Annotated in this window: 15 protein-coding genes, 1 tRNA gene and 1 riboswitch; of the genes, 12 read left to right on the top strand and 4 right to left on the bottom strand. The window is 67.8% G+C overall.

Going from position 1 to position 12579, the window contains the following annotated elements; all coding sequences use genetic code 11:
* Positions 1-94 precede the first annotated feature (94 nt).
* From eno to TPAU_RS15810, 5 genes are all read left to right on the top strand, one after another.
* Complete coding sequence (eno, locus tag TPAU_RS15830; protein ID WP_013127759.1) at positions 95-1381, top strand: phosphopyruvate hydratase; 1287 nt, start codon at positions 95-97, stop codon at positions 1379-1381.
* A gap of 27 nt (positions 1382-1408) precedes the next feature.
* Positions 1409-1828, top strand: coding sequence for an FtsB family cell division protein (locus TPAU_RS15825; RefSeq protein ID WP_013127758.1), 420 nt, complete (start codon positions 1409-1411; stop codon positions 1826-1828).
* Complete coding sequence (locus tag TPAU_RS15820) at positions 1828-2358, top strand: DUF501 domain-containing protein (RefSeq protein ID WP_013127757.1); 531 nt, start codon at positions 1828-1830, stop codon at positions 2356-2358. The genes TPAU_RS15825 and TPAU_RS15820 overlap by 1 nt, the downstream gene beginning before the upstream one ends.
* Positions 2355-3311, top strand: a complete 957-nt coding sequence (locus TPAU_RS15815; protein WP_013127756.1) for a Ppx/GppA phosphatase family protein — start codon at positions 2355-2357, stop codon at positions 3309-3311. Before TPAU_RS15820 ends, TPAU_RS15815 begins: the two co-directional genes overlap by 4 nt.
* Before the next feature lie 141 nt (positions 3312-3452).
* Positions 3453-3734, top strand: a complete 282-nt coding sequence (locus TPAU_RS15810; RefSeq protein ID WP_013127755.1) for an SDR family oxidoreductase — start codon at positions 3453-3455, stop codon at positions 3732-3734.
* Between the two features lie 256 nt (positions 3735-3990).
* Here TPAU_RS15810 and TPAU_RS15805 read toward each other — a convergent pair whose 3' ends face one another.
* On the bottom strand, positions 3991-4305 hold the full coding sequence (locus TPAU_RS15805; protein WP_013127754.1) for a DMT family transporter: 315 nt from the start codon (positions 4303-4305) through the stop codon (positions 3991-3993).
* 17 nt (positions 4306-4322) lie between these two features.
* Positions 4323-4387: riboswitch (guanidine-III (ykkC-III) riboswitch) on the bottom strand.
* Between the two features lie 207 nt (positions 4388-4594).
* On the opposite strand from TPAU_RS15805, the gene TPAU_RS15800 reads away from it, so the two are divergent.
* Together TPAU_RS15800 and TPAU_RS15795 are read left to right on the top strand one after the other, a co-directional pair.
* The gene (locus TPAU_RS15800; RefSeq protein WP_013127752.1) at positions 4595-5161 is read left to right on the top strand and encodes a dihydrofolate reductase family protein; all 567 of its coding nucleotides are present in this window, start codon (positions 4595-4597) and stop codon (positions 5159-5161) included.
* A 110-nt stretch (positions 5162-5271) separates the two neighbouring features.
* Positions 5272-5991 carry a hypothetical protein gene (locus tag TPAU_RS15795; protein WP_013127751.1) on the top strand — a complete coding sequence of 240 codons (720 nt, stop codon included), beginning with the start codon at positions 5272-5274 and terminating at the stop codon, positions 5989-5991.
* Between the two features lie 12 nt (positions 5992-6003).
* On the opposite strand, the gene TPAU_RS15790 is transcribed toward TPAU_RS15795, so the two are convergent.
* A tRNA-Leu gene (locus TPAU_RS15790) sits at positions 6004-6077 on the bottom strand.
* 86 nt (positions 6078-6163) lie between these two features.
* Between TPAU_RS15790 and TPAU_RS15785 the strand changes: the two genes are divergently transcribed.
* The 3 genes from TPAU_RS15785 (at position 6164) to TPAU_RS15775 (ending at position 7961) form a co-directional block, all read left to right on the top strand.
* Positions 6164-6370 carry a hypothetical protein gene (locus TPAU_RS15785; protein WP_013127750.1) on the top strand — a complete coding sequence of 69 codons (207 nt, stop codon included), beginning with the start codon at positions 6164-6166 and terminating at the stop codon, positions 6368-6370.
* Positions 6371-6390: 20 nt separating this feature from the next.
* Positions 6391-6930 carry a Clp protease N-terminal domain-containing protein gene (locus TPAU_RS15780; RefSeq protein WP_013127749.1) on the top strand — a complete coding sequence of 180 codons (540 nt, stop codon included), beginning with the start codon at positions 6391-6393 and terminating at the stop codon, positions 6928-6930.
* A 131-nt stretch (positions 6931-7061) separates the two neighbouring features.
* Positions 7062-7961 carry a Bax inhibitor-1/YccA family protein gene (locus tag TPAU_RS15775; protein ID WP_013127748.1) on the top strand — a complete coding sequence of 300 codons (900 nt, stop codon included), beginning with the start codon at positions 7062-7064 and terminating at the stop codon, positions 7959-7961.
* Between the two features lie 105 nt (positions 7962-8066).
* On the opposite strand, the gene TPAU_RS15770 is transcribed toward TPAU_RS15775, so the two are convergent.
* Positions 8067-8984 carry an SGNH/GDSL hydrolase family protein gene (locus TPAU_RS15770; protein ID WP_013127747.1) on the bottom strand — a complete coding sequence of 306 codons (918 nt, stop codon included), beginning with the start codon at positions 8982-8984 and terminating at the stop codon, positions 8067-8069.
* Between the two features lie 70 nt (positions 8985-9054).
* Between TPAU_RS15770 and TPAU_RS15765 the strand changes: the two genes are divergently transcribed.
* Both TPAU_RS15765 and TPAU_RS15760 read left to right on the top strand, forming a co-directional pair.
* On the top strand, positions 9055-10437 hold the full coding sequence (locus tag TPAU_RS15765) for a cystathionine beta-synthase (protein ID WP_013127746.1): 1383 nt from the start codon (positions 9055-9057) through the stop codon (positions 10435-10437).
* A gap of 13 nt (positions 10438-10450) precedes the next feature.
* Positions 10451-11623 (top strand): cystathionine gamma-synthase, encoded by a 1173-nt coding sequence (locus tag TPAU_RS15760; RefSeq protein WP_013127745.1) that lies wholly within the window; start codon positions 10451-10453, stop codon positions 11621-11623.
* On the opposite strand, the gene TPAU_RS15755 is transcribed toward TPAU_RS15760, so the two are convergent.
* Positions 11620-12465, bottom strand: coding sequence for a hypothetical protein (locus TPAU_RS15755; protein WP_013127744.1), 846 nt, complete (start codon positions 12463-12465; stop codon positions 11620-11622). The genes TPAU_RS15760 and TPAU_RS15755 overlap by 4 nt on opposite strands.
* Between the last annotated feature and the right edge of the window lie 114 nt (positions 12466-12579).

The raw sequence follows: 12579 nt of genomic DNA, 5'->3' as shown, positions 1-12579 counted from the left end.
CCCCGTCCGCGCGCCGAGCTTCGCGTCGTTGTGGGCGGGCATTAGGCTGGGCGCCGAGATTGTCGTGAGCTCGGCCAGTGCATAAGGAGAGACCGTGTCCGAAATCATCCAGGTAGGCGCCCGAGAGATCCTCGACTCCCGTGGCAATCCCACGGTCGAGGTCGAGATCGTGCTGGCCGACGGCAGCTTCGCCCGCGCCGCGGTGCCGTCGGGTGCGTCGACCGGAGAGCACGAGGCGGTCGAGCTCCGCGACGGCGGCGAGCGCTACGGCGGCAAGGGCGTCACCAAGGCTGTCGAGGGCGTGCTCGAGGTGATCGCGCCCGAGGTCATCGGCATCCCCGCCGACGAGCAGCGAATCATCGACCAGACCCTGCTGGACCTGGACGGGACCCCGGACAAGAGCCGGCTCGGGGCCAACGCCCTGCTGGGCGTGTCGCTGGCCGCGTCGAAGGCTGCCGCCGAGTCGGCCGCGCTACCCCTGTTCCGCTACCTGGGTGGCCCGAACGCGCACATCCTGCCGGTCCCGATGATGAACATCCTCAATGGCGGCGCGCACGCGGACAGCGGTGTCGACGTGCAGGAGTTCATGGTGGCCCCTATCGGCGCCGAGACCTTCAAAGAGTCGCTGCGCTGGGGCACCGAGGTGTACCACTCGCTCAAGTCCGTGCTCAAGAGCAAGGGGCTCAACACGGGGTTGGGCGACGAGGGCGGCTTCGCCCCGTCGGTCGGTGGCACGCGTGAGGCCCTGGAGCTGATCTCCGAGGCCATCGGCAAGACCGGCCTGAAGCTGGGATCCGATGTCGCTCTCGCGCTCGACGTGGCCGCCACCGAGTTCTACACCGCGGGTAGCGGCTACAAGTTCGAGGGCAAGGTGCTCAGCGCCGCCGAGATGGGCGAGTTCTACGCCAAGCTGATCACCGAGTTCCCGCTGGTCTCCATCGAGGATCCGCTGTCCGAGGACGACTGGGAGGGCTGGGTCGACCTCACCGATGCCGTCGGCGACAAGATTCAGCTGGTGGGCGATGACCTGTTCGTCACGAACCCGGAGCGGCTCGAAGACGGTATCGCCCGCGGCGCCGGTAACGCACTGCTGGTGAAGGTCAACCAGATCGGCACGCTGACCGAGACCCTGGACGCCGTCGCTCTCGCGCACAACAACGGCTACAAGACGATGATGAGCCACCGTTCGGGCGAGACCGAGGACACCACGATCGCCGATCTCGCCGTCGCGGTGGGCAGCGGCCAGATCAAGACCGGTGCCCCGGCTCGTTCGGAGCGCGTCGCCAAGTACAACCAGCTGCTGCGCATCGAGGAGGAGCTGGGCGACGCCGCGCGTTACGCCGGCGACACCGCGTTCCCGCGCTTCGAGTTCACCAGCTAGACCGAGACGACCGAGGAGCACAGCACCGTGAGCAGAACCCGCGTCGTGACCGGGCGCATCCCCCGGGACGGTGACCGCCCCGACTCAGGGGGTGCCGGTCGCGTGGTCGTGCTGTTCGTGGTGCTGTGCGTCCTGGTACTCACCCTCGCTGTGCCGGTGCGGACGTACCTGTCCGAACAGGCACGCGAAGACAAGGTGGCGGCCGAGCACTCCCAATTGCTCGCCGATATCGCCCGCCTCGAGGATCAGAAGCGACTTCAGGACGATCCTGCGTACATCAAGCAGCAGGCCAGGATCCGGCTGCAGTACGTGATGCCCGGGGAGACCGCGTACCGGGTGCAGTTCCCCGGTGCCCCGGCGCCCACGCCCGAGCAGATCGAGGCGGAGCAGTCCAAGCAGAACCCCTGGTACACCAACGTGTGGCGAACGATCGCCGTGCCGCACTGATGGGCGCCGACGACGCCGTGCCGCAGGCAGACCTCGATCGGGTCGCCGAGCAGCTCGGTCGCACACCGCGCGGTGTGCTCGCCGTGGCCTACCGCACGCCCGACGGTGAGCCGGCCGTGGTGAAGACCGCGCCCCGCCTTCCCGACGGAACGCCGTTCCCCACGCTGTACTACCTGACCGATCCTCGGCTCACGGCCGAGGCCAGCCGGCAGGAGAGCGCCGGCGTGATGCGCGAGATGGAGGCGCTGCTCGCCTCCGATCCCGAGGTCGCGGCGAACTACCGCGCCGCGCACGCGCACTATCTCGCGTCGCGGAATGCGCTGGACGACTTGGGCACCGACTTCACCGGCGGCGGCATGCCCGACCGGGTCAAATGCCTGCACGTGCTCATCGCGTACGCACTGGCCGAGGGGCCGGGCACTGTCTGGTTAGGCGACGAGGCGGTGGCGCTCGCCGCCGCGGCCGGCCTGCGCGGGAGCGCGATCCCCGCGGACTGGCCGGAGTCCCGCTACCCCTGGGGCCAGCAGTGACCGCTGCCGTCGGAACGACGGTGGCCGCGATCGACTGCGGCACCAACAGCATCCGCCTCTACGTCGCGCGGCAGGAGCGCGACGGTCTCATCGAACTGACCCGCGAGATGCGGATCGTCCGGCTGGGTCAGGGGGTGGACGCCACCGGGAGGTTCGCCGATGAGGCCCTCGACCGGGTGCGCGCGGCGCTCGACGACTACGTGGACACCGCATTGCGCCTCGGTGCCGGTGCCGTTCGGATGGTGGCCACCTCCGCCGCCCGTGACGTGTCCAATCGCGACACCTTCCTCGCCCTCACCGCCGCCGCGCTGGGCCGGATCACGCCCGGTGCGCAGGCCGAGGTGATCGCCGGGACCGAGGAGGCAGAATTGTCGTATCTCGGTGCCACCGCGGGACTCTCGGCGACCGATCCGGTACTCGTGGTCGACCTCGGTGGCGGCTCCACCGAACTGGTCTCGGGTTCTGCGGGCGTCGTCGCCGATGCCTACTCGGCGAACATCGGTTGCGTCCGGATCACGGAACGGGCCCTGCCGTCCGATCCGCCCACCGATGCGGAGATCGCCGCGGCGCGCGGCGTGATCGACGCCGCGCTCGACCAGGCGACCGAGGTCGTTCCCCTGACTGGGGTCCGCACCTGGATCGGCGTGGCCGGAACCTTCACCACGCTCGCGGCGCTCGATCTCGGCCTCGCGGACTACGACCCGGCCCGGATCCACGGTGCTCGGGTGCCGCTCGACCGGCTCGTCGATCTGTGCGCCCGGCTGGTCGGCATGCCTTCGGCGCAGCGGCTCGCGCTGGGCCCGATGCATCCGGGACGCGCCGACGTGATCGGCGGCGGTGCGCTCGTGGTGATCGCGCTCGCCGAACGCCTCGCGGCGGCAGGTGTGACGGAGCTCATGGTGAGTGAACACGACATTTTGGACGGTGTCGCGATCGGGCTTCTTCGCGGTTGACCTGCGAAAACGTTGGTTGTTGCTTCTTGTTAACGAACTGTTGACACGTTCACAGCGTTCTGGCGGCGCCGCAGCGGGATTCACCGCTTACGGTGATCTCGTACCGGCGGGGAACACCCGCACCGGCGAAGGGAGCAGGACATGGAGAACGTTTCCGTCAAGAGCGTGGTCGTGGTGCTGGACGGCACGAAGGCCACGGTGGAGCTGGTGGGTGACCTGACTCGTGCCGGAACCCGGGTGACAGCGGTGGGCGAAAACTTCCGCGACGTCGTCGCCGTGCTCTCGGGCGAGGTGTACGCCCTCGTCGCCGACCTGAGCGACCCCGAGCAGTGGGACACCGCCCTGCTGCGCGCGGAGCAGCGTCACGGCGCCGTCGAGCAGGTGCTCGACCCCGCAGGCCGACTCGCCCCGGTAGCAGCCTGACGATCTCCGGGGCATCCCGGAGGTCGCGGCAGTGGGCCCGGCCTAGCGTTCGTCGCATGGTCACGTCGGCTCCCGCGCCTCGGATCGAGCCCCTCGACGCACTGCGCGGATTCGCGCTCGGCGGCATCTTCGCTGTCAACATCATTCGCCGCCAACCGATTCCGGTACGGACCCGCCGAGTGGTTACTGCGGATCGCGACCTACGGCGGCGTGCGCGCGGTGGCCGCGCACACGCGCGGCGCACCGTCGAACACGGTCAGTGCGCGAGTTTGAGCCCGACCACGCCGCCCACGATGGCGACGATGCACAACACCTTGATCAGCGTCGCCGGTTCTTCGCCGGTGAGCATCGCGTAGACCACTGTGAGGGTGGCGCCGATGCCCACCCAGACGGCGTAGGCGGTGCCGGTCGGCAGGTCGCGCATCGCGTACGCCAATCCCGCCATGCTGGCGATGAGAGCCGCCACGAAGACGACGGTCGGCGTGGTCTTGGTGAAGCCCTCGGACTTGCCGAGCGCGGTGGCCCAGACGGCCTCCAGGACGCCGGAGATGATCAGAACGATCCATGCCATGATGTGAACCTCCTTGGTTCACACCGTCTTTTCGCTGGCCGGGTACGGTGTGCCTCGTCCGGATGTCTGATTGCGACGATATCTAGATTATCGAATCGGCCCGCAGTGGCAAGCTCCCTCCCTCGGTGGTGAGGAAGTTCACCACCGATTCGGAGCCGTCAACGGTCTCGATCTTCATCGTCCGGCCGTCATGCACAGGATTCCTGGTCGCGATCGGCGTCGATCGCGCCTGACGGTGCCGCTGAAGGGTGAACAATGGTCGCATCCGCCCCCCGACGAGGAGATGCCGATGCGCCGCGTGACCTATTCCCTGACCACCTCGGCGGACGGGTTCATCACGGCTCCGGACGGCGGGCTCGACTGGGGGCAACCCGACGAGGAGCTGTTCCGGTTCGCCACCGACGAGGTGCGCGGACTCGCCGTGCACCTGCTCGGGCGTCGGCTCTACGAGACGATGCTGTACTGGGACGACGCGGAGCAGACACAGCCGCTCGACGAGGACGAGAAGGTGTTCGCTCGGCTGTGGAAGGCGCTCCCGAAGGTGGTCTTCTCCACCACGCTCACCGAGGTGCGCGGCGCGAACACCCGGCTCGCCACCGGCGATCTGGCGAGCGAGATCGCGGAACTGCGGGATCAGCCGGGGGAGGGGAACATCGGTATCGGCGGCGCCGAACTCGCTGCCGAGGCGGCGCGGCTCGACCTTCTCGACGAGTACCGCGTGCGCGTGCATCCGGTGCTCCTCGGCGGCGGTATCCCGTACTTCCCGCAGCAGGGCAGGATGACGGAGCTGGAACGCATCGGCTCCCAATCCTTCGCCTGCGGTGTGCAATTCATGCACTACCGAGTGGTTCGCTGACGATGGGTTCCTCGCGTAGCCCTGCCCGTGTGCCTGGGAAGGCGGCCAGTGGTGCGAGCACGAGTCCTGATGGGCATAGCTTGTCGGACTGGCGTCGTACTCTCCGCTGCATGAGCACAGGAAAGGCGATCCGCAACTACCTGCCCAAGAAGGCAGGTCCCGGCTGGCTGGCATCTGGCCTCATGGCCATGGCTTCAGCATTGATTGCGGTGGTTCCATCCGCGATGCTTGCGTCTCACTACACGGCGAAGCAGTACGCGAGTACGCAGCGTACCGATGGATATTTGAAGGCACTCGACTCGATCTCGGCCGTTCATCACGCGATCGAGCGCTCGGCTGCCGAGTATTTCGGTCCGTCGGTGACTCGTGATCCGTTGCAAATGAACCTCGACCCGCGCGCTGCTGATGACCTGTGGGCGTCGCAAGCAAAAATAGGCGAGGCCACCAATCGGGTGTTGGTGTTCCAGAGCGCCAATTCCGATACGCGCAAGCTGGCAAACGAACTGACGATCTACTACGCCGATGTGGCGGTCATGCTTTCAGAGATGAACCGACGGGCACCTCAAGTGCGATCGGATCCCGACGGACTTGCGGGGGCAGGAGTGACCAATATCGTTGTGTTCACCGCTGTCCGAGATCGAATGATCAACCGTTTCGGATTCGTGGGTGAATGCGAGATCGACGAGCCAGCGGAAGAGTGTCAAGTCGACGATCTATTATCGCGCGGCGGCCTCAGTGACGATCGACGGCGTGAATTGCAAGCTCAGCGAGACCCCGGTGCTCTGCTGAAGAGGCTCCGAAGCCAGGTGAGGGCTGAAGCTATCGATTAGGCCTGGTTGTTGTGCCCCCAGTCGGACTCGAACCGACACTGTGCGGATTTTAAGTCCGCTGCCTCTGCCAATTGGGCTATAGGGGCGCGCCGACGAGCGTAGCGCGTGCCGCGCACCGTCGAACCTGTCAATCTGTGTTGACAGCCTAGTCGTGTCAACGTAGATTGACGTTGTGAGCTCACCACCCACCCTCGTCGGATCGGCGGCATCGGATGACCCCGCAGCGGGGCTCCGCGCCGTCGTCGCACTGCGCAAACTGGCCGATCAGCTCGAGGCGGTCCAGGTGGCCAACGCCCGGAACCTCGGCTGGTCCTGGCAGGACATCGCCGCACACCTCGCGGTCAGTCGCCAAGCGGTGCACAAGAAGTACGGCAAGTAAGCCGGGAAACAGGACGTGACATGTTCGAACGGTTCACCAAGAGCGCCCGCATCGCCGTGGTGCTCGCCCAGGAAGAGGCCCGCGACGCGGGCGCTGACCGGATCACACCCACTCATCTTCTCCTCGGCGTACTCGACTGCGCCGACGACGATCTCAAGCGCGAACTCACCGATGTCGGTCTCACCACCGACGCGGTCCGCGCCTCCGACGCCGGCCGCGTGATCACTGAGGGCGACGCCGCCGCACTCAAGGGGATCGGCATCGATGTCGGTGCGATCGCGGACGCGGTCTCGTCCAAGTTCGGCTTCGACATCTTGCGGCCGATCCGCAAACGCTTCGCCACCGGGCACATCCCGTTCGCGCCCGGCTCGAAGAAGTCACTCCAACTCGCACTCCGCGAATCGACGCACCGCAAGGACCGCAGCATCGGTGCCGCGCATGTGCTGCTCGGCGTGATGCGCAGCGACGACGAAGACGCTCTCGCCGCCATCGCCTCCGCGATCGCGCCCACCGAGCTCCGGCAGCGCCTCTACGACCTGCTCGATCGACCCGCCGCCTGATTCGCTTCTGCGGGAGCGCCGCCGGGTGGGTAAGCTGTTCGTAAAATGACGTGTCCGAATCGGGAACCTCCGGGCGGTCGCGATCGTTGGACAGTACGTAGGTGCACGTGACCAAACGAAAGGACAGCACGGTGCGCGAAAGCAGCAACCCGATCCTGCGGGGAATGACGCGCGGGAATCAGCAGCCGGCGGGCGTACCGCAGCAGGGGTATCCGCAGGGCTATAACCAGCAGGGCTTCAACCAGGCGGCCGGATTCGGCATGGGTGCCGCGGGTGCGGCGCAGGGCATGCAGTACGGCCAGCCGCAGGCCCCGTACGAGACCACCACCGGTGGCCGCACCATGACGGTCGACGATGTGGTCACCAAGACCGCCGCCACCCTCGGCGTGCTCATCGTTTTCGCGGCCGCCTCGTACTTCCTGGTGGGCGCGAACCCCGGCCTCGCCACGCCGCTCACCATCGTCGGCGCCATCGGTGGCCTGGTGCTGGTGCTCATCGGCACCTTCGGTCGCAAGATGGACAACCCGGCGATCGTGCTCTCCTACGCCGCGTTCGAAGGCCTGTTCGTCGGTTCGATCTCGTACGTCTTCGCCAACTGGGTGATCGCCGACGGTATCAACGCCGGCGCCTTCCTCTCGCAGGCCATCCTGGGCACCTTCGGCGTGTTCATCGGCATGCTGGTGGTCTACAAGACCGGCGCGATCCGCGTGACCCCGCGCTTCACTCGCATGATGTTCGGCATGCTGATCGGCGCCATGGTGCTCGCCCTGGGCAACCTGGTGATCGGCCTGTTCTCGGGCGGTGCGGGCCCACTGCGTGACGGCAGCACTCTGGCGATCATCTTCTCGCTGGTGATGATCGGCATCGCGGCGTTCAGCTTCCTGCTGGACTTCGACCAGGCCGATCAGCTCATCCGCGCGGGCGCTCCGGCCAAGGCCGCATGGGGCGTCGCGTTCGGCCTCACGATCACCCTGGTGTGGCTGTACGTCGAGATCCTGCGACTGCTCAGCTACTTCTACAGCAACGACTAGTCGCTGACCTGAAACGAAGGCCCTCGCCCCGGCGGGGGCCTTCGTCGTGCGCGGTTCACGCACCGATCGGCCGTCGCCGTGGCACGGTTGCGTCGCAACGACGGCTCAGCCGCGACCGAACAGCCGACGCAGCCGGGCCGAGATCCGTTGCGCGTCCGCCGCCTCCGAGACCTCGGGTGGGGACGGCAGCGGTCCGTGCCACTCACCGAGCGCGGCCAGCACCTCCGGCAGGACCAATCGCGCCGCGAGTTCGTAGCCCGCCGCGGAGGGGTGGAAGTTGTCGGGCGAGAACATCCTCTCGGGCGCCTGCAAGAACTCCGGCGTCAGCGTGTCGGCGAACGGCACGGGATGCCCGCCCGCCGCCAACACCTGGGCCTTCTGCCTCGCTGCGAGTTGCAGGCCGTACCGGCGGATCACCGACCGCAGCGGCTGCGGAATCGCCGTCACCACCCCGATGTCCGGACACGTGCCCACCACCACTTCGGCGCCCGCCTCCCGCAGTTGCCGCACCGCATCGCCCAGCCTGCGGGCCGAGGATTCGATCCCGTTGAGTGCCGTGACGTCATTGCCGCCCACGATGATCACCGCCACATCGGGGATCTGCTTCGCGATGAAGGCCGCCTCGATCTGGCCGGCCAGCCCCTTCGACGTGGCACCGACGATCGCCTTGCACGCGTACTGCACCGTACGACCGGTCTCGGCGACGATCCCGCGCGTAATCAGCACGCCGGGGGTGTGCTCCGCATCGTCGACCCCGAGGCCGGCGGCAGTCGAATCACCGAACACCATCAGCTTGACGTCAGCCGGATGCGCCGGGCCCGGGCGCTCGACCGCTTCTCGGCCGGGGGAGTAGACGCCGTCCTTCGACGGTGCCTTGTCGGTGCGGTGCGGAATCACGGTGCGCGCGGTACGCGCCTGCTTGTTCAGCAACGCGTACGCGCCCCAGGTTGCTCCGGCGCCACCGGCGGCGGCTGCAGAAGTACGAAGGGCGTCACGCGCGAACCGGCGCCGGGTGTAACCCATGAGGCCAATCTACTGGCGATCCCGTACACCGGCATGCAGCCGCGGGCGGGCGTTCTGGGACGATAGAGCCATGCGCATCGCAGGACACGTCAGTGAGTTGATCGGCGACACCCCGTTGGTGCGCCTGAACTCCGTGGTCACCCCCGGATCGGGCCTGGTCGCGGCGAAGATCGAATACCTCAATCCGGGTGGGTCCAGCAAGGACCGGATCGCGGTGAAGATGATCGACGCAGCGGATCAGTCGGGCGAGTTGAAGCCCGGCGGGACCATCGTCGAACCCACCTCCGGAAACACCGGTGTGGGCCTCGCGATCGTCGCGCAGCAGCGCGGCTACAAGTGCGTCTTCGTGTGCCCGGACAAGGTCAGTGAGGACAAGCGCAACGTGCTCAAGGCCTACGGCGCCGAGGTCGTGGTGTGCCCGACCGCCGTCGCGCCCGAGCATCCGGATTCGTACTACAACGTCTCCGATCGGCTCACCCGCGAGATTCCCGGCGCGTGGAAGCCCAACCAGTACTCCAACCCCAACGGTCCGGCGTCGCACTACGAGACCACCGGCCCGGAGATCTGGCGCGACACCGAGGGCAGGATCACCCACTTCGTGGCGGGCGTCGGCACCGGCGGCACCATCACCGGCACCGGCCGCTACCTCAAGGAGATCTCGGGCGGCGCGGTCAAGGTGATCGGTGCCGATCCCGAAGGGTCGGTCTACTCCGGCGGCACCGGTCGCCCGTATCTGGTCGAGGGCGTGGGCGAGGACTTCTGGCCCACCGCCTACGACCCCGACATCCCGGACGAGATCATCGCCGTCTCCGACGCCGACTCGTTCGAGATGACCCGGCGCCTGGCCCGCGAGGAGGGCCTGCTCGTCGGCGGCTCGTGTGGCATGGCCGTCGTCGCTGCGCTGCGCGTGGCCGAGCGCGATCCCGATGCCGTGGTCGTGGTGCTGCTGCCCGACGGCGGCCGCGGCTACCTGTCGAAGATCTTCAACGACAAGTGGATGAGCAGCTACGGCTTCCTGCGCACCCCGCTGGACCCCAACGAGCAGGAGGCACTCGTCGGTGACATCCTGCGCGGCAAGAAGGGGGAACTGCCCGACCTGGTGCACACCCATCCTTCGGAGACCATTCGCGACGCCATCGAGATCCTCGCCGAGTACAACGTCTCGCAGATGCCGGTCGTGGGCGCCGAGCCCCCGATCATGGCGGGCGAGGTGGCGGGTGCCGTCACCGAGCGCGAGTTGCTCTCAGCCGTCTTCGAGGGCCGGGCGAATCTCGCCGATCCGGTGAGCAAGCACATGGGCCCGGCGTTCCCGCTGATCGGAGCGGGTGAGCCGATCAGTGCCGCGAACAAGGCGCTGAGTGACTCCGACGCTCTCATGGTGATCGATGACGGCAAGCCCGTCGGCGTGATCACCCGGCACGACGTGCTGAACTTCCTCTCCCACGGCAAGTAGAAGGGCCAGCGACATGAGTGAGCAGAAGAGCGCCATCGACAAGCATGCGGCGCAGGGCTTCTCGACCCGCGCGATCCACGCCGGCTACGAGCCCGACCCGCTGACCGGCGCCGTCAACGTGCCGATCTACGCCAGCTCCACCTTCGCCCAGGACGGCGTCGGCGGCATGCGCGGCGGATTCGAGTACGCCCGCACCGGCAACCCGACCCGGCGCGCCTACGAGGCCAACCTCGCCGCGATCGAGGACGGCACCTTCGGTCGCGGTTTCGCCTCCGGTATGGCCGCCACCGACACCCTGCTGCGCGCCACGCTCCGCCCCGGAGATCACCTGATCATCCCGGACGATGCGTACGGCGGCACCTTCCGCCTGATCGATAAGGTCTTCTCGCAGTGGGGGATCGAGCACACCCCGGCACCCGTCACCGACGTCGACGCCGTGCGGGCGGCGATCCGCCCGAACACCAAGCTGGTGTGGATCGAGACGCCGACCAACCCGCTGCTCAACATCGGCGATATCGCCGCGCTCGCCGAAGTGGCGCACGCCGGTGGCGCGAAGCTGGTGGTGGACAACACCTTCGCCAGCCCGTACCTGCAGACGCCGCTCACCCTGGGCGCCGATGTGGTGTTGCACTCGGTGACCAAGTACCTGGGCGGGCACAGCGACACCGTGGGCGGCGCGCTGATCACCAACGACGAACAGCTCGACACCGACTTCGCGTTCCTGCAGAACGGCGCTGGCGCGGTGCCCGGCCCGTTCGACGTCTACCTCGCGCTGCGCGGAATCAAGACGCTCGGCGTCCGGATGGACCGGCACTGCGATAACGCGGAGCGGATCGTCGACTTCCTCTCCGGCCGCCCCGAGGTGTCGACGGTGCTGTACCCGGGCCTGGAGAGCCACCCGAACCACGCGGTAGCGGCCAAGCAGATGAAGCGCTTCGGCGGCATGATCTCCGTGCGCCTGGCCGGCGGCCGCGAGGCCGCGCAGCGATTCTGCGCGCGGACCGAGGTCTTCACCCTCGCCGAATCGCTCGGTGGCATCGAGTCGCTCATCGAGCATCCCGCCGCGATGACCCACGCGTCCACGGCCGGTTCGCAGCTCGAGGTGCCGGAGGATCTGGTGCGGCTGTCGGTGGGCATCGAGGACATCGGCGATCTCATCGCCGATCTGGAGAACGCGCTCGGTTAGGCGGTGCGTTCGAGCCGATAGTGCAGGTGGAGCGCGGGGTGCGAGCGGACCGACAGGCGGTGGTCCGTGCGGAGCACGCCGTGCTCGTCGACGAAGACACGGAACTCCTCGCGCAGCGGCAGTCGCGCGGCGTACCACGAACCGCCTGAACGCACCGTGACGTAGGCGCCATCGCGTCCGAACGACTCGCCCCGCGAATACAGGAGCAGCGCCCCGTCGCGATCGGCACGGGGCGTCAGGAACACCTGGATGTTCCCTTCCTCCAGGGGGAAGCTCACGTGCACCTGTGGCTGCGGATCGGCGGGCACCCGGCCGATCCGGTAGTAGCCGCTGTACACCGACGATCCATCGGCGGCGAGGGTGCGCAGCCACGCCGTGCCGTTCCGGCGCCCGTTCTCATCGGTGATGGGACGCACCCGACTGGTCATGCCGCGGCTCACGGCGAGTGGTTGGACAGGCAGCGCGAGCTGCTCGACGCGGCGCCCGAAGAGCCGCGCGACCGCTTCGCCGCCGGGTGCGAACAGTGCGTTCCACTGCGACCAGACGTCCATCCGATACGCCCCGGTGTGCTCGTAGAAGTCCCGGACCTGCGGAGCCAGATCAGCCGATCGGAAGTCGGGGCCATCGAGCGCCCGGATATCGGGTAGCAGGCCGTCGTCGAGCGCTCCGGCGCCTACCTGCCCCGAGCGCTCCCACGGCCGGAGCCAGGCGTCACCGCCGGCACCGGGCGGTGAGCACGGCGCCGCGAGCCACGCGTCGGCCCCGTCGGGCTCGATCCGGCGGCCCGTCGCGCGCCAGAACAGGCGTGTTCCCCGGTCGATCGAACTCCATACGGCCCCCATGTCTTGATGATCCGGTGCCGCCGAACGAGCGGCAACACCGGGTCGGCCTGTAACGACTCGGTCACCATCGGTGGCCACGACTTCCCGTCTGTGCCTGATGGGACTATTGTTACT

Source organism: Tsukamurella paurometabola DSM 20162 (genome assembly GCF_000092225.1).
Taxonomy (GTDB): Bacteria; Actinomycetota; Actinomycetes; order Mycobacteriales; family Mycobacteriaceae; genus Tsukamurella; species Tsukamurella paurometabola.
This window is presented reverse-complemented; position numbering and strand designations above follow the sequence as displayed.